Below are 15882 nucleotides of genomic sequence, written 5' to 3' on the forward strand. Positions count from 1 at the left end.
CTAGCGTCGCCCTCCGTGCATGCTGATGTCTCCGCTCCCGAACGTGGACCCGACGTCGACGTCGTCGTCGCGGTCCACGACGTCCGTCGCCCCGTCGCACGGGCCGTGGGCTCGGCGCTACGGAACCGGGCGCGCGTGCGCGTCACGGTGGTCTGCCACGAGATCGGGGCGCACTCGGTGGCTCCGCTCCTCGACGGCCTGGGCGAGGGGGTACGCGTCCTGGAGCACCGGGACGGGGTCCGATCGCCGGCAGGCCCGTTCAACCACGGTCTCGACTCTGCCACGGCACCGTTCACGTCCGTCCTGGGCTCGGACGACGCGCTCGAGCCGGGGGCGGTCGACTCGTGGCTCCGGACCGCGCGGCGGGACCGTGCGGACGTCGTCGTCGCACGGGTGCGCCACGAGGCGGGCCCCCCGATGCGGACGCCGCCCGCGCGGCCCTGGCGCCGCGCGCACCTCGACGGGGTCCGCGATCGTCTGGCCTACCGCAGCGCGCCGCTCGGCCTGGTGTCGACGGCTCGGTTCGGCGCCCTGCGCTTCACCCCGGACGTGGAGGTGGGGGAGGACATCTCCTACGTGCACGCGCTGTGGTTCTCCAGTGCGGCCGTGAGTCTCGACCGCGGCCCGGCGTACGTGGTGATGGACGACACTGCGGGCAGGGTCACGAGAGAGTCCAGACCGGTCGGTACCGAGCTCGCCTACGTCCCGCGCGTCGTCCGCGAACTGCGAGACCTGCCGCAGGACGTCCGCGACGCGGTCGTACGGAAGCTCGTCCGTATCCATGTCTTCGGCGCCGTCCACAACCGGCCCGACGCCACGGCCTGGGGGCCCGACGACCGCACCGCGCTCCGGAAGGCCACGGTCGAGCTCCTTGGTGCGGCCCCCCGGGCGGCCGCGCCCTTCTCTCGTGCCGACCGGGCGCTGCTTGACGCGGTCCTGGACACGACGGTCGGAGCCGACGTCCTCGTCGCGGCCTCCGTCGCGCGGCGACGGTTCGGCCGGCCCGGGACGCTCGTGCCGCGCGACGTGCGGTGGTCGTTCCACCGCGAGGCCCCGCTACGGTTCATGGTCGCGTCGGCGCTCGCGGGTCGCTCGCGCCCGACGCGCGGGGCGGGTGCGGCATGAGGATCCTCGTGGTCACGGCGTGGTACCCCAGCGTGGACGACCCCGCGACCGGTGCGTTCGTCGAGAAGGACGTGCTGACGCTGGCGGCCGCGCACGACGTCGAGGTCCTCCATCTCGTCGCGCCCCGCCTCGCGTCCGGCGACCCGTTCTCGGTGCGTGGCGGCGTCGTCGTCCGGCAGGTGCCGATGGACCCTGCGCGGCCCGATCACTGGATCCGCGCGTCCCGGGCGGCGCGTCGTCTCGCGCGGGGGTTCGACGTCGTGCACACGATGGCCTTTCCGTCGCTCCTGCCGTTCCTCGCCCGCCGCCCGGGTGTGCCGTGGGTGCACACGGAGCACTGGTCGGGCATCTCCAACCCGAGCTCGCTCCCCTGGGCGTGGCGGGCAGCCATGCCGTTGCTCGGCCGCGCGCTCGCCCGGCCCGACGCCGTCACGGCCGTGTGCGAGTATCTCGCCCGGCCCGTCGGGCGTCTCCGGCGCGGACCGGTGGAGGTCGTGCCGTGCGTCGTGGAGCCGCCCGACGCCGTGGTGCCCCGGCCGCGGGCGGGCCGGCTCGTGGCCGTGGGCGGTCTCGTACCGGGCAAGGACCCGCTCACGGCCGTCGACGCCCTCGCGCTCCTCGCCGCGGACGTACCGGACGTGTCGCTGACCTGGGTGGGGGACGGGCCGCTGCGCGAGGACGTGCTGCGTCGGGCTGGGGAGCGGGGCGTCGCGGACCGGCTCCGGCTGGTCGGCCGCCTACCCGCACCCCGCGTGTTCGCCGAGCTCGACCGGGCCGACCTCTTCCTGCTGCCCACGCTCCGCGAGAACTTCTGCGTCTCTGCCGCGGAGGCGCTCGTCCACGGCCGGCCTGTCGTCGCCGGCGCGAACGGTGGTCACGCCGAATACCTGGACCCCGCGGTGGGAGAGCTGGTGGGCACGCAGTCCGGGGCGGCGTACGCGCGTGCGGTGTGTGCCGTCCTCGGACGGACCGCCGAGCTCTCCGCCGCGGACGTCGCCGCGACGGTCGGTGACCGCTTCTCGGCCGCGACGGTACGTCGGGGCTACGAGTCCGCGTACCGGCAGGTCATGCGCTGACCTCGCCCGGCGCGTCACGGAGCAGCACGTCGATGACGCGCTCCGCCGCGCGCCCGTCCCCGTACGGCGCGGCTCCGGTCGCTTCTGGCGCAGGACGGGTCACCGCGTCGCGGACCTGGTCCGGCTGGGCGAGGACGTTCCAGCCGAGTTCGACGGTCTCCACCCACTCGGTCTCGGTCCGCAGCGTCGTGCACGGGACGCGCAGGAGGAAGGCCTCCTTCTGCAGGCCGCCGGAGTCGGTGACGACGCCGGCGCTGGCGGAGACCGCCGCCACGAGGTCCGGATAGGCGAGCGGCGAGCGGGGACGGAGAGCTCCCGTCTCGAGCTCGATACCGTGCTCGGCGCACTTCGCGACGAGACGAGGGTGGGCGAGCAGCAGGACGGGCCGGTCGAGCCCTGCGAGGCTGGCGACGAGGTCGCGGAGCCGCGCGGGGTCGTCGGTGTTCTCGGCACGGTGCAAGGTCGCGAGGTAGTACCCCCCGGGTTCGAGGCCGGCCTCGGCGAGCAGCGGGAGCGGGCGGTCGGCAACGGCGTCGCGTACCTGGTGGAGGACGTCGGTCATGACGTCCCCGACGAGCACGGAGCGTGCCGCGAGCCCCTCGGCGGCGAGGTGGTCCATCGCCACCTGCGTCGGCGCGAGGCACAGGTCCGCGGCGTGGTCGGTGAGCACGCGGTTGTGCTCCTCGGGCATCCGACGGTTGAAGGACCGCAGTCCCGCCTCGAGGTGCGCGATCGGGCGATGGAGCTTGACGGCGCTCAAGGCCGCGGCGAGCGTCGAGTTGGTGTCTCCGTAGACGAGCACCCAGCTTGGGGCGTGAGCGTCGAGGACGGCGTCGAGCGCACCGAGGATCGCTCCGGTCTGGACGCCGTGGCTCCCGGACCCGACACCGAGGTGGACGTCCGGGTCGGGGATGCCGAGCTCCGAGAAGAAGACGTCCGAGAGCATCGGGTCGTAGTGCTGCCCCGTGTGGACGATGACGTGCTCGACGCCGGCGGCGGTCGCGGCGTGGGCGATCGGGGCGAGCTTGACGAACTGCGGGCGCGCGCCCACGACGCTGAGGATCTTCACGGACATCGATGCTAACGGGAGCCGGGCGTCAGGCTCCGCAGGGCACTCGTCGAGAGGTCGCCCTCGCGGCTGGCGTGCCCGTCGACGGCCCCGCGTGGGTGTCGGTCGGACAGCGGCTTCCTCCCCGCGTTCGGGAACGCTACGATCACGGCGCTCGGGGGGCCGTCGTCGACGGGTTCACCCGTTTCGAGCAAATCGTCGAGGAAGTCGAGATGCCCATGGCAACAGGAAGTTCGCGCACGGCCCGGTCCCGGGTCGTTGCGTTCGCGTGCGCGGTGGCGACGGTCACCGCGGGTGCCCTCTTCGCAGCTCCCGCCCAGGCCGCTCCCAGCACCCCGGACGGCGCCGACGCGGCGCTCGTCGCGGCCGCCCAGGAGCGGGTCGCCCACCTCCGGGCCTTCCGTCCCCAGGACACCGAGCCCGTTGACTCGGTCGCCGTCGAAGCCCTCGCCGCTCGGGCGTTCGGGGCCGAGCCCGCCGCGCTCGCCGTCGCGGCGGACGAGAGCGTCGACCGCGTGTACGGCCAGAACCGCTGGGAGACCGCCGTCGCCGTCTCGCACCTCTACGGCCTCGGCGACGGCGGGCGGTCCGGTGTCCTGAACGGTCGCATCGACGCCGACGAGCAGGCGGCGCCGGTGGTGTACGTCGCGAGCGGGATGGGCTACGCCGACGCGCTGTCGGCGGCGCCGGCCGCGGCGTTCAACCGCGGCCCGCTGCTCCTGACCCCGGCCGCCGCGATCCCGGAGGTCGTGCTGTGGGAGATCGAGCGCCTCCACCCGGCACGGATCGTCGTCGTCGGCGGAACCGCCTCGGTGTCCGACGCGGCGTACGCGCAGCTCGCGGCGATCCAGCCGAACATCCGGCGGGACGCCGGTCGGGACCGCTATGAGACGTCGCGCGTCGTGGTCCAGCGCGGCTTCGACTACGCCGCGCGCGGGATGGACGCCTCGAGGATCGCGTACCTCGCCAGCGGCACGGGCTACGCCGACGCCCTCGCGGCGAGCGCGGCCGCGGCGACGGTCGGTTCGCCCGTGGTGCTCGTCGACGGGCGGGCGACGACGGCCGACGCGGCGACGACGGTCCTCCTGCGCGACAGGCTCGGCGCGGAGTACCTCTTCCTCGCGGGCGGGGCGGCGTCGATCTCGTCGGCCTACGAGCGCAACCTCCTGGCTCAGCCCTGGGTGACCGTCCCGACGCGACTCGCCGGCAACGACCGGTTCGGCACCGCGAACGCGATCAACGCCTACCTCTTCGGCCTGCTCCACGCCGACGGCGTGCTGACGCCGGGCTCCGTGAACTACACCTCCGGCCTCAACTTCCCGGACGCCCTCTCAGCAGGGGCTATGGCGGGATACTTCTTCGAGCCGCTCTACCTGTCGCTGCCGTCGTGCATCCCTGCGCAGGCCGTGCGTGACCCGCGTTCGTGGGGAGTCACGAGCTTCTACGTCATCGGCGGCCCGGGCGTGCTCGATGCCGCCGTGGAGAACCTGACGACCTGCTGAGTCGCCCGGCCCTCGGTAGCCGGGGCCCTCGGACACCTCGTCCGGGGGCCCCGGTACGCTCCTGCCCGTGGCCTCCCCCCCTCCTTCCACCCCGGTGCCCTCCCGCGAGGCCATCGCGGCGTCGTCGCGGCTGCCGACCGCCGGCGTCACCGGCCTCGAATGGGTCTCGTGGCTTCGTGTCCTCGCGATCGCCGCCGTCGTGTGCATCCACGTCGTCGGTCACGACGCCATCGTCGACGGCGCCCGGGGGACGTTCCACGGCAACCTGGCGATCTGGCTCGACTTCGGATCGGACTATGCCGTCCCGGCGTTCGTCCTGGTCAGCGGGGCGTTGCTGCTCGACCCAGCACGGTATGCCGGGGCCGGGGCCTTCCTGCGCAAGCGAGCGCTGCGCCTGCTCCCCGCCGTGGTCGTGTGGCACCTGGTCTGGTGGGCCTTCTGCGTGGCGGTGCTGGGCGAGAACCTCGGCGTGCGCGCGTTCGTCGAGCAGTCCGCGACGGGGCGGCTCTACACCGCGCTCTACTTCTTCTGGATCGTGCTCGGGCTCGCGCTGGTCACCCCGGTGCTCGTGCCGTGGGTGAGCACGACAGGACGACGCCCGGTGTGCGTCGCCGGAGCCGCACTCGTCGGGATGACGGCTGCGTCCGCAGCCGCCGAGGGTGTCCTCGGGCTACCGGTCGCGTGGGTGCACACGGCCTGGACGTGGTGGATCCCGTACCTCGGCCTCTACCTGCTGGGCTGGGGCCTGCGCGACGTCGTGCTGCGCGGCTGGGTCCTCGCCGCGGCAGCCGTCGGCGCGGCGGGGATCGGCGTGGTGCAGTGGTGGCTCTGGGAGAACCCTGCGGCACCGGAGCTCGTGCGCCAGCTCCTGCCGACGACGTACTACGGCGTCCAGGTCCAGGTCTACGCCGTCCTCGTGTATCTCGTCGTCAAGAGCGTGGTGAGGCCGGGCGGTCTGCTCGGTCTGCTGGCCACGCCTCGCGCCGCTGCGGTTGGTCGTGTCGCGGGAGACGCGACGCTCGGCGTGTTCGTGCTCCACCTGATCGTGTGGAACCTGATGCTGGCGCTGCCTGTCCTGGGGGGCGCCAAGGCGGCGGGCTCGGCCCCGCTGATGCTCGGGCGTGTGGTCTTCGTCCTCGTGGTGACCTACGCGATCGTGCTCCTGCTCCGCCGGGTCCCGGTCGTCCGACGCGTCCTGTAGGCGCGTCAGGACGCGGCGCTTCTCCCGGGCCGTGATCTGGGCTAAGTTCCCTTCGTCCGCATTCTGTGTCGAGGCGGACATTCCGCGCATCCCTAGGAGGCGATCCCGTGGCGCGTCACTCTGCACGGACCACACCGAGGCCGAGCGTCACGAAGAGTGCGCCGGTGTCGGCACGTTCCGTCGCGGGCAAGGCTCTCTCGTACGGCGTCACCCCGTTGCTCGTGCTCTCCGTGGTGCTCGCACCGGCGGGGAGCGCCCTGCCCCGGTCGTCCGTGCTCGAGCCAACGGCGGGGCAGGCTGACGCGCCACCGGTCGCCGCCGCCCTGCCCCAGGTGGGTCCTCAGGCGGCTCAGGTCGAGACGCACGACGTCGCCGAGAACGGTGCCGTCGCCGTCGCGGAGAGCTTCCAGACCGCCGCCGTGACGTGGTCGTCCGAGATCGACGCAGCCGTGCCCGAGATCCGGCTGCGCGCGCGGGCCGTCGACGGGTCGTGGGGTCCATGGACCCACGTGGACCGGGCGACAGACGGAGCGGACGCCGCGACGAGCGACGTCGTGTCGTCGAGCACCGTGTACGTGGGCGACTCGGACGCGGTGGAGATCGCCACCGTCGACGACGACGCGACCCTGCCCGACGGCGTCCAGGTCACGACGGTCTCCTCCGAACCGACAGGCTCGGCGGCCGCACAGAGGTCCGGGGCCGCGCCGGTGGCTGGGGCCGCTGCGGTCTCGGCTGCGGAGACCCCCTTCCCGACGATCATCACGCGTGAGCAGTGGGGCGCGGCTCCGGCGTCCTGCGCCTGGGGCTCGGCAGCGACGCTCAAGGGCGGTGCGGTCCATCACACGGTGAACGCGAACGACTACACGTCGATGGCCGAGGCCATGCAGATCATCAGGAACGACCAGGCGTTCCACCAGTCCGGGAACGACTGGTGCGACATCGGCTACAACTTCCTGGTCGACAAGTGGGGGAACGTCTACGAGGGGGCCGATGGCAGCATCGAGCGAGCGCTCATCGGAGCGCACACCGGTGGCTTCAACACGGGCACGGTCGGGGTAGCGATGGTCGGCACCTACACGAACGTGGCACCCTCGACGGCGCAGCTCGACGGCGTCGCGAAGATCATCGCCTACCGGCTCGCGCAGTACGGCGTCGACCCGGCAGGGAAGGCAACGTTCACCGCGGCGAGCAGGACGGCCGGCGGCCGGTTCGAGGCCGGACAGTCGGTGGTCCTCCCCAAGGTCTTCGGTCACCGGGACACCCATCAGACCGAGTGCCCCGGCACGCTCGCCTACGGGAAGCTGTCGTACATCCAGAGCCGTGCCTCCCAGTACTTCGGAGAGCTCGGCACCGCGGTCGAGCGGATCTCGGGTGCCGACCGGTTCGCGACGTCCGCGGCGATCTCGGCCGCCACCTTTGCGCCCGGGGTGAAGGTCGCGTACGTCGCGAACGGCATGGCGTTCCCGGACGCGTTGTCCGGAGGACCGGCCGCTGCCGCCTCCGGTGCCCCGATGCTCCTGGTCGGGCCCACGACGGTGCCGAACCCCGTCGTGGACGAGCTCAAGCGGCTCCGACCGGAGCGGATCGTCGTCCTCGGCGGTGCCGGGGTGGTCTCCGCGGACGTGGTCACCCAGCTGAAGAGCCTGACGGCGACAGGGCAGGTGAGCCGCCTCTCCGGGGCCGACAGGTTCGCCACCTCGGCGGCGATCTCGACTGCCACCTTCGCCCCCGGAGTCGAGGTGGCCTACGTCGCGAACGGTCTGGCGTTCGCGGATGCGCTCTCCGGCGCCCCCGCGGCGGGGGCTCGGAAGGCGCCGGTGCTGCTCATCAGCCAGAACGCCGTCCCCGGGTCGGTCGCGGCCGAGCTCCGGCGGCTGCGTCCGGGCCGGATCGTCGTGCTGGGAGGCACCGGTTCGGTCTCCGCCGCCGTCGCGAAGCAGCTCGCCGAGTACACCCCGTCGAAGAGCGTGACCCGCGCCGCGGGAGCGGACCGCTCCGCGACGTCGGCCGCGATCTCGGCCGCGACGTTCGACCCTGGTGTCCCCGTCGTCTACGTCGCGAACGGGCTCAACTTCCCGGATGGGCTCTCCGGAGCGCCCGCGGCCGGAGCGGGTGGTGGGCCGGTGCTCCTCACCGTGAGGGACAGCCTTCCCGCTGCCGTGGCGGCGGAGCTCGAGCGGCTCGACCCCGCGCGGATCGTCGTGCTCGGTGGTCCGGGTGTGGTGTCCGACCCCGTGCGCGCCGCGCTCGCCGGGTACCTGAGCGAGCCCGCGCCCTGACCCACGCGCTCGGACGTGCCGCTCCTCGTCGAGGTGAGCGACCGGCTGCCGCGATGATCGGCGCCTCGCGTATCCTGCACGGTGGTCCGACCGCTCGACGCTGAACGACACCGTCGCGGTCCCCCGGATCCGGGACACGCTGCCGGACCGACCACCCGCTCGCCGGAAGGAACACTCGATGCGCATCGCCGTCGTCGCCCTGGGGAAGATCGGCCTTCCCCTGGCCGTCCAGTTCGCGTCCAAGGGACACGAGGTGATCGGAGTCGACGTCAACGCCGGTACGGTCGCCACGGTCAACGAGGGCCGGGAGCCGTTCCCGGGCGAGGCGTACCTCGCCGAGAAGCTCGCGGAGCTGGTCCCGGCCGGACGGCTGCGCGCGACCACCGACTATTCCGAGGCGATCCCGGGTGCCGACGCCGTCGTGCTCGTGGTCCCGCTGTTCGTCGACGAGGAGACGGCAGCGCCGGACTTCGGCTGGATGGACGCCGCGACGAGGTCCCTCGCGGAGCACCTGACGCCGGGGACGCTCGTCTCGTACGAGACGACGCTCCCCGTCGGCACGACGCGGAACCGGTGGAAGCCGATGCTGGAGGAGATCTCGGGACTGGTGGAGGGAGAGGACTTCCACCTGGTGTTCTCGCCGGAGCGCGTGCTCACGGGTCGGGTGTTCGCCGACCTGCGCAAGTACCCCAAGCTCGTCGGTGGGTTGTCCCCCGAGGGCGCCGTGCGCGCCCGCGAGTTCTACGAGGCCGTGCTCGACTTCGACGAGCGCCCGGACCTGGACCGCCCGAACGGCGTCTGGGACCTCGGCTCGGCCGAGGCGTCCGAGCTCGCGAAGCTCGCCGAGACGACCTACCGCGACGTGAACATCGGCCTCGCCAACCAGTTCGCGCTGTTCGCCGACAAGCAGGGGATCGACGTGCACGCCGTCATCGACGCGAGCAACTCCCAGCCGTACAGCCACATCCACCGGCCCGGCATCGCCGTCGGCGGGCACTGCATCCCGGTGTACCCGCGGCTGTACCTGTCGGTCGACCCCGACGCGTCCATCGTGCGCGAGGCCCGCGCGGTCAACGTATCCATGCCGGAACGCGTCGTGGCTCGTGCGACCGACCTTCTGGGGTCGCTCGACGGTCTGAACGCCGTCGTGCTCGGTGCCGCGTACCGCGGCGGGGTGAAGGAGACGGCGTTCTCCGGGGTCTTCGCCACCGTCCGGGCGCTGGAGGAGCGGGGTGCGTCGGTCCGCGTGCACGATCCTCTCTACTCCGACGCCGAGCTCGCCGCGCTCGGACTCGCGCCGTTCCACCTGGGTGACGAGGCGGACGTCGTCGTGGTCCAGACCGACCACGCCGACTACCGTCAGGTCGGTCGCGAGAGCGTGCCCGGCGCGCGCCTCGTCGTCGACGGTCGTGGGGTCACGGACGCCGGGCGCTGGGCCGGGGTGCCGCGCGTCGTGCTCGGGCGGGGCGACGCCCCCGACGCGGCCTGAGCCGCCGGACGGACCTCCCTCCGCGCGACGCCCGTCCGCCCGCCGGCAGGGCTCCTGACCTGCGCAGCCACCCTCAGCGGGTGGACTATCCTGCACGAGCGCCCTCGCCCGTCCCTGTCCAGCAGATCCCGAGGTTCTCCATGCGAATCGCCGCGGTCGTCGTCGCCTACGACCGACGTGACCTGCTCGTCGAGGCGCTCGACGCGCTCGCCGCGCAGACCCGTCCGCTCGACGCCGTCGTCGTCGTCGACAACGCGTCCCACGACGACTCGGCCGCGGTGGCGGGGGAGCACGTGGTGGGGGCGGACGTCGTCGAGCTGTCGCGCAACACCGGCGGGGCGGGCGGCTTCGCGGTCGGCCTCGCGCACGCGGTCGAGGCGCACGGGGCCGACCTCGTGTGGCTCATGGACGACGACACGATCCCGACGCCGACGGCTCTCGCCGAGCTGCTCGCCGCGCGCGACGCCTACCCGGGGCCGGTCGCGCTGCTGGGCAGCCGCGTCGTCTGGCACGACGGGCGGGACCACCCGATGAACACGCCGCGCCGACGGCCGGGAGCGTCCGCGGAGCAGATCGCGCACGCGCGCGAGGCCGGTGCGATGCCGGTGCGGTCGTCGTCGTTCGTCTCGATGCTCGTGGATTCCCGTGCGGTCCGGCACCACGGGCTGCCGGTCGCCGACTACTTCATCTGGAACGACGACTTCGAGTACTCGGCCCGGTTGCTGCGACGGGGGACGGGCCTGCACGTGCCCGCGTCCGTCGTCGAGCACCGGACCAAGAAGTTCGGGTCGACGGACGCGGACCCGGGCGAGCGCTTCTACTACGAGGTGCGCAACAAGCTCTGGATGCTGCTGCGGTCGCCGTCGCTCTCCCCGGAGGAGCGCGTCCTCTACCTCGGGGCGTCGCTGCGTCGGTGGGCGCGCACCTTCCGTGGCTCCCGGAACCGTGACCTCCTGCGTTCGGCAGGTCTGCGCGGTGCGCGCGACGGGCTGCTCCGCGGTCCGCGGCGCAACGCCGCGGTGCTGGCGGAGATGGGCGCGGTGACGACGGAGGTCGACGCGCTCGACGTCGGGCGCGGGCGGCGGGGGCCCGCGGCATGACCGACGCGTCGCTGCCACCGTTCTCGCTCCTGCTGCCGGTCTACCACGGTGACGACGCCGCCCACCTGCGCCGGGCCTTCCGGTCGGCGACGTCGGAGCAGGACCTCCCGCCCGACGAGGTGGTGCTCGTCCAGGACGGACCGGTGGGTCCCGCGCTCGGCGAGGTCGTCGCCGAGATCGAGTCGGTGGGGCAGAAGGTGACCGTCGTCCGGCTCGAGCGCAACGTGGGGCTCGCGCTCGCGCTCGAGGCGGGGCTCGCGCGGTGCAGCCACGAGATCGTCGCCCGCACGGACGCCGACGACGTGTGCCGGCCCGAGCGGTTCGCGCGCCAGATCCCGCTCGTCGCCGAGGGGTACGACATCGTCGGGTCCGCGATCCAGGAGTTCGTCTCCGAGGACGAGCCGGGCCTCGTGCGGGTACCGCCGCTGTCGAGCAGCGACATCGACTCGGGGGCGCGCTTCCACTCGCCGTTCAACCACCCGACGGTCGTGTACCGCCGGTCCGCGGTCGAGGCCGCGGGCGGCTACCAGGATCTGCCGCTCCTCGAGGACTACTGGCTGTTCGCCCGCATGCTCGCCCGTGGGGCCCGCGGCCGCAACCTCCCCGAGCCGCTCCTGCTCTACCGGGTGGGTGCGGGCGCGTACGCGCGGCGCGGCGGGACACGCCTGCTGCGGTCGGAGATCGAGCTCCAGCGCCGGATGCGGCGCATCGGCTTCACGTCGCGGGCACAGGCGCTGCGCAACGTCGTCGTACGGGGTGGGTACCGTCTCGTCCCGGAGAAGGTCCGGACGGCGCTGTACCGCACGTTCCTGGCGGACCGGAGAGGTTGAACGATGGCCGAGTGGCTCGCGACGTGGCCCGTCGCCGTCGCCTCCGTGCTCGTCCTGTTCCTGCCGGGCATCCTGCCCGCGTACGCGCTGGGGCTGCGCGGCCTCGTCGCGCTGGGCTCGGCACCTCTGCTCGGCGGCGGCGCGATCGGGGTCGTCGCGATCGTCGCAGGCGCCGCCGGGGTGCCGTGGGGGACCTGGCCGGTCGTCGCCGGGAGCGTCGTGATCGCCGCCGTCGCGCTCCTGCTCCGGCGGGCGTGCGGCCCGTGGGCACCCCGCCCCCGCGGCCCCCACCCGTCGCGACGCCTGCTCGCGGCGGTGGTGCTCGTGACGAGCGTGACGGCGGTCGTGCTCCAGGTGCGGCGCACGCTCGTCGCGGTCGGGGGACCGGATCGCGTGGCCCAGACCTTCGACACCCCGTTCCACCTGAACTCGGTCGCCCTCGTCCTCGATCGAGGCGACGCGTCCTCGCTCCACATGAACCTGACCGTCCCGGACACCCCGACGGCGTTCTATCCCGGTCTGTGGCACGGGATCGTCTCCCTGGTGGTCCAGCTCACCGGTACGGACATCGCCGTCGCGGCGAACTGGGTCTCGGTCCTCGTCGGCTCGGTCGTCTGGGTCGCGGGACTGCTCGCCCTCGCCCGGACGTTCCTGGGGACGTCGCCCGTGCTGCTCGGCCTGGTCGCGCCGCTGTCCTTCGCGTTCACGCAGTACCCGAACCGGCTGTTCTCGTTCGGCCTGCTGTACCCGAACTTCCTCTCCTACGCGGTGCTTCCCGCAGCCCTCGCGCTGTGCGTCCTGGCGCTGGTCCGCAGGACGGGCCCCCGCCGCCTGCCGCCCGCGGCAGGTGCCCTGCTCGGCATGGTCACTCTCGTGCTCGCCCAGCCGAACGGGCTGTTCGCGCTGTGGTACGTCGTCGTCCCGGTGGTCGTGACGGCCCTCGTCCAGACGACGGGGCGGTTGCGGCGCCGTGGCCACGGCCCGGTGGTCGCGGCGCTCCCGGCGGTGCTGACGGTGGCGGGTGCGGGGATCGGATACTGGGCGCTGGGACGGGTGTCGATGATCGACCAGTTCCGCGAGAAGAGCTCCTGGGAGGTGACGGCGTCGTGGCGGCACGCGGCGCGCGAGGTCCTCGACCTGACGGCGATGCACCCGTCGACCACGCCGAACTTCCCCGAGCCGGAGAACCTCGCGACGGGGGTCCCCAACCTGGTCGTGGCGGGTCTCGTCGTCCTCGGTGCCGTGGTGTGCCTGACCGTCGCGCGCTGGCGGTGGCTGCCCTTCTCCTACGGGATCGTCGCGGTCCTCTACGTCGTCGTCCGCGGCGTCGACAGCCCGCTGCGCCCCCTGCTCACGGGCTACTGGTACGCGGACCCGCAGCGCATCTCGGCGCTCCTGCCGCTGCTCGGCGTGCCGCTCGCGGTCGTCGGTGCGGGCTGGGCGGTGACCGCGCTGCTCCGCCTCGCGCGGGTGCCGACCGGCCCGTTCTCGCTGCACCCGGACGGACGGCGTGCGGCGCTCGTCGTCGCTGCCGTCACCGTGGTCCTCGCGGTCGCCGTGTCGGTCCTGCTCCCGCGCACCGCCACGATGCGCGAGTCCTTCGCCTACGTGTCCCACGTGTACCGGGTCGACCCGTCCGCAGAGGGGTCTGCCGGGCTGCTCGACGCGGACGAGATCGAGATCCTGGAGACGGTGGCCGAGGTCGTCCCGGAGGGCGTGGCCGTCGTGGGCAACCCGTGGGACGGGAGCTCGCTGACGTGGGCGCTCGCCGGGCGCGAGTCGGTCTTCCCGCACACGGGGATCCGGCTCGACGAGGACCGGCTCCTCGTCGCGGGCCACCTGCGCGACGCCCTCACCGACCCGAGCGTCTGCGAGGCCGTCGAGGACCTCGACGTCGGGTACGTCATGCGCGGCGGTCGGCTGCTGTGGGGGACTCCTCCGGCAGGGTTCGAGGGTCTCGACGGCCTCGTCGAGGCCGGTGTCGGCGAACTCGTCGCCCAGGAGGGCGACGCCCGCCTCTACCGCATCACCGCGTGCGGGCTCGAGGGCGACGGCGGCTCGTGAAGGTCCTGTGGCGGCTCTGCGGGGCCGACCACGCCGTCCGTCCGGCACCTGCCGAACGGCTACGCTAGTGCGGCTGTCTTCCAAGACTAGGAGTATGTGTGGACGCGGATCTTGTCGTCGTGGGCTCGGGGTTCTTCGGCCTGACGGTCGCTGAGCGGATCGCCGAGGAGTACGGCCGGAAGGTCCTCGTGATCGACCGACGGCCGCACATCGGGGGCAACGCCTTCAGCGAGGCGGAGCAGACGACGGGGATCGAGGTGCACCGCTACGGCGCCCACCTGTTCCACACGTCCAACGAGCGCGTCTGGGAGTACGTGAACCGCTTCACGGCGTTCACGAGCTACGTGCACCGCGTGTACACCACGCACCGCGGCGAGGTGTTCCCGATGCCGATCAACCTCGGCACGATCAACCAGTTCTTCCGCTCCGCGCACGGCCCCGACGCGGCGCGCGCGCTCGTCAAGGAGCTCTCCGCGGAGCTGGGCGGCAAGAGGCCGGCGAACCTCGACGAGCAGGGCGTCTCCCTCATCGGACGGCCCCTCTACGAGGCGTTCATCCGCGAGTACACCGCGAAGCAGTGGCAGACGGACCCGCGCGACCTGCCCGCGTCGATCATCTCGCGGCTGCCCGTGCGCTACACGTACGACAACCGGTACTTCAACGACGCGCACGAGGGCCTGCCGGTCGACGGCTACACGGCCTGGCTCGAGCGGATGGCCGACCACCCGAACATCGAGGTCCGCCTGGGCGTCGACTTCTTCGACACGACGCAGCCGGTCAACAAGGAGAACGTCGTCGGCAACGTCCCCGTGGTCTACACGGGGCCCGTGGACCGCTACTTCGACTACGCCGAGGGCGACCTGTCGTGGCGCACGCTCGACTTCGAGGAGGAGGTGCTCCCGGTCGGCGACTTCCAGGGCACCTCCGTCATGAACTACGCGGACGCGGACGTCCCGTACACCCGGATCCACGAGTTCCGGCACTTCCACCCCGAGCGCGACTACCCGACGGACAAGACCGTCATCATGCGCGAGTTCTCGCGGTTCGCGCAGCGCGAGGACGAGCCGTACTACCCGGTGAACACGGCTGCAGACCGGGAGCGCCTCCTGCGCTACCGCGACCTCGCGGCCGCGGAGCGCGACGTCCTGTTCGGGGGACGTCTCGGCACCTACAAGTACCTCGACATGCACATGGCCATCGGCGCTGCCCTGTCGATGGTGGACAACAAGCTCGCGCCGCACTTCGGCGGCGGGGCCGAGATCCAGAGCGGAGGAGTCGAAGAGTGACCGTCGCCCCCCAGGAGGCGTTCGTCGAGCCCGGCAAGGGAGCCGGGCTGCTCGACGTCCTCCGCCGCCGATTCCTCGCGCGCCTGCTGGTGCGCAAGGAGCTCCGGGTGCGGTACCGAGGATCCTTCCTCGGCCTGCTCTGGTCGTACGTGAAGCCGGCCGTCCAGTTCGTCGTCTTCTACTTCGCCGTGGGCGTCTTCCTGCGGATGAACGAGAACGTCGAGGACTTCGCCGTCTACCTGTTCTCCGGCGTCGTCGCCGTCAACTTCTTCAGCGAGGCGTTCGGCAACGCCACCCGCTCGATCGTGGGCAACGCCGCCCTGGTCAAGAAGATCTACCTGCCGCGTGAGCTCTTCCCCGTCGCGTCGGTCTGGGTCGCCGTCGTGCACTTCCTGCCGCAGCTCGTGGTGCTGATCCTCGGTGCGCTGATCGCGGGGTGGCAGCCGTCGCTGTTCGAGCTCGGTGCGGGTCTGCTCGGGATCGTCATCATCGCCGTCCTCTCGCTCGGCCTCGGCCTGCTCTTCGGGGCGCTGAACGTGCTGTTCCGCGACGCCGAGAACATCGTGGACCTGATGCTCATGGTCGCCACCTGGCTCTCGCCCGTGCTGTACCAGTGGCAGAACGTCAGGGACGCCATCGGGGACGGCGTCCTGTGGTGGATCTACCAGGCGAACCCCATGACCGCCGCGGTCGAGCTGTTCCACCTGTGCTTCTGGTTCCCCGGGACCGACCGGACGGGTGCCATGCCTCCGGGCCTCCTGTGGTCGACGATCTCCGCGGTCGTCCTCTCGTTCCTCGTCCTCCTCGCCGGACAGGTCGTCTTCCGGCGACTCGACGGCCGATTCGCCCAGGAGCTCTGAC

At 72.5% G+C, this 15882-nt stretch carries 12 protein-coding genes; 11 read left to right on the top strand and 1 reads right to left on the bottom strand.

Going from position 1 to position 15882, the window contains the following annotated elements:
• The first annotated feature begins 15 nt into the window (after positions 1-15).
• Entirely contained in the window at positions 16-1125 is a 1110-nt protein-coding gene (locus ACZ402_RS04295; RefSeq protein ID WP_375824193.1) for a glycosyltransferase, read from the top strand.
• Positions 1122-2201 carry a glycosyltransferase gene (locus ACZ402_RS04300; protein WP_375824194.1) on the top strand — a complete coding sequence of 360 codons (1080 nt, stop codon included), beginning with the start codon at positions 1122-1124 and terminating at the stop codon, positions 2199-2201. The genes ACZ402_RS04295 and ACZ402_RS04300 overlap by 4 nt, the downstream gene beginning before the upstream one ends.
• Here the strand turns inward: ACZ402_RS04300 and wecB are convergent.
• On the bottom strand, positions 2191-3270 hold the full coding sequence (gene wecB, locus ACZ402_RS04305; protein ID WP_353708688.1) for a non-hydrolyzing UDP-N-acetylglucosamine 2-epimerase: 1080 nt from the start codon (positions 3268-3270) through the stop codon (positions 2191-2193). The genes ACZ402_RS04300 and wecB overlap by 11 nt on opposite strands.
• Positions 3271-3545: 275 nt before the next feature.
• Between wecB and ACZ402_RS04310 the strand changes: the two genes are divergently transcribed.
• The 9 genes from ACZ402_RS04310 (at position 3546) to ACZ402_RS04350 (ending at position 15881) form a co-directional block, all read left to right on the top strand.
• Positions 3546-4772: a cell wall-binding repeat-containing protein gene (locus tag ACZ402_RS04310; protein WP_353708689.1), complete on the top strand. Its 1227-nt coding sequence runs from the start codon at positions 3546-3548 to the stop codon at positions 4770-4772.
• 67 nt (positions 4773-4839) lie between these two features.
• Complete coding sequence (locus ACZ402_RS04315) at positions 4840-5973, top strand: acyltransferase (RefSeq protein WP_375824196.1); 1134 nt, start codon at positions 4840-4842, stop codon at positions 5971-5973.
• A 164-nt stretch (positions 5974-6137) separates the two neighbouring features.
• A complete protein-coding gene (locus tag ACZ402_RS04320; protein WP_375824197.1) occupies positions 6138-8252 on the top strand; it encodes a cell wall-binding repeat-containing protein in 2115 nt (704 codons plus the stop codon).
• Positions 8253-8430: 178 nt separating this feature from the next.
• Positions 8431-9741, top strand: coding sequence for a nucleotide sugar dehydrogenase (locus ACZ402_RS04325; protein WP_375824198.1), 1311 nt, complete (start codon positions 8431-8433; stop codon positions 9739-9741).
• Positions 9742-9881: 140 nt separating this feature from the next.
• On the top strand, positions 9882-10841 hold the full coding sequence (locus tag ACZ402_RS04330) for a glycosyltransferase family 2 protein (protein ID WP_375824199.1): 960 nt from the start codon (positions 9882-9884) through the stop codon (positions 10839-10841).
• Positions 10838-11671: a glycosyltransferase gene (locus ACZ402_RS04335; protein WP_375824200.1), complete on the top strand. Its 834-nt coding sequence runs from the start codon at positions 10838-10840 to the stop codon at positions 11669-11671. Before ACZ402_RS04330 ends, ACZ402_RS04335 begins: the two co-directional genes overlap by 4 nt.
• Before the next feature lie 3 nt (positions 11672-11674).
• Positions 11675-13735, top strand: coding sequence for a DUF6541 family protein (locus tag ACZ402_RS04340; protein ID WP_375824201.1), 2061 nt, complete (start codon positions 11675-11677; stop codon positions 13733-13735).
• Between the two features lie 98 nt (positions 13736-13833).
• Positions 13834-15021, top strand: coding sequence for a UDP-galactopyranose mutase (gene glf, locus ACZ402_RS04345; RefSeq protein ID WP_375824202.1), 1188 nt, complete (start codon positions 13834-13836; stop codon positions 15019-15021).
• Positions 15018-15881, top strand: a complete 864-nt coding sequence (locus tag ACZ402_RS04350) for an ABC transporter permease (RefSeq protein WP_375824203.1) — start codon at positions 15018-15020, stop codon at positions 15879-15881. Before glf ends, ACZ402_RS04350 begins: the two co-directional genes overlap by 4 nt.
• Position 15882 lies beyond the last annotated feature (1 nt).

The organism is Cellulosimicrobium sp. NPDC030954 (assembly GCF_055571305.1).

Excerpts from the sequence above, each read along its gene's own strand:
- ACZ402_RS04335 (WP_375824200.1), top strand. The coding sequence starts at position 10,838 with ATGACCGACGCGTCGCTGCCACCGTTCTCGCTCCTGCTGCCGGTCTAC.
- ACZ402_RS04325 (WP_375824198.1), top strand. The coding sequence starts at position 8,431 with ATGCGCATCGCCGTCGTCGCCCTGGGGAAGATCGGCCTTCCCCTGGCC.
- ACZ402_RS04340 (WP_375824201.1), top strand. The coding sequence starts at position 11,675 with ATGGCCGAGTGGCTCGCGACGTGGCCCGTCGCCGTCGCCTCCGTGCTC.
- ACZ402_RS04330 (WP_375824199.1), top strand. The coding sequence starts at position 9,882 with ATGCGAATCGCCGCGGTCGTCGTCGCCTACGACCGACGTGACCTGCTC.
- ACZ402_RS04300 (WP_375824194.1), top strand. The coding sequence starts at position 1,122 with ATGAGGATCCTCGTGGTCACGGCGTGGTACCCCAGCGTGGACGACCCC.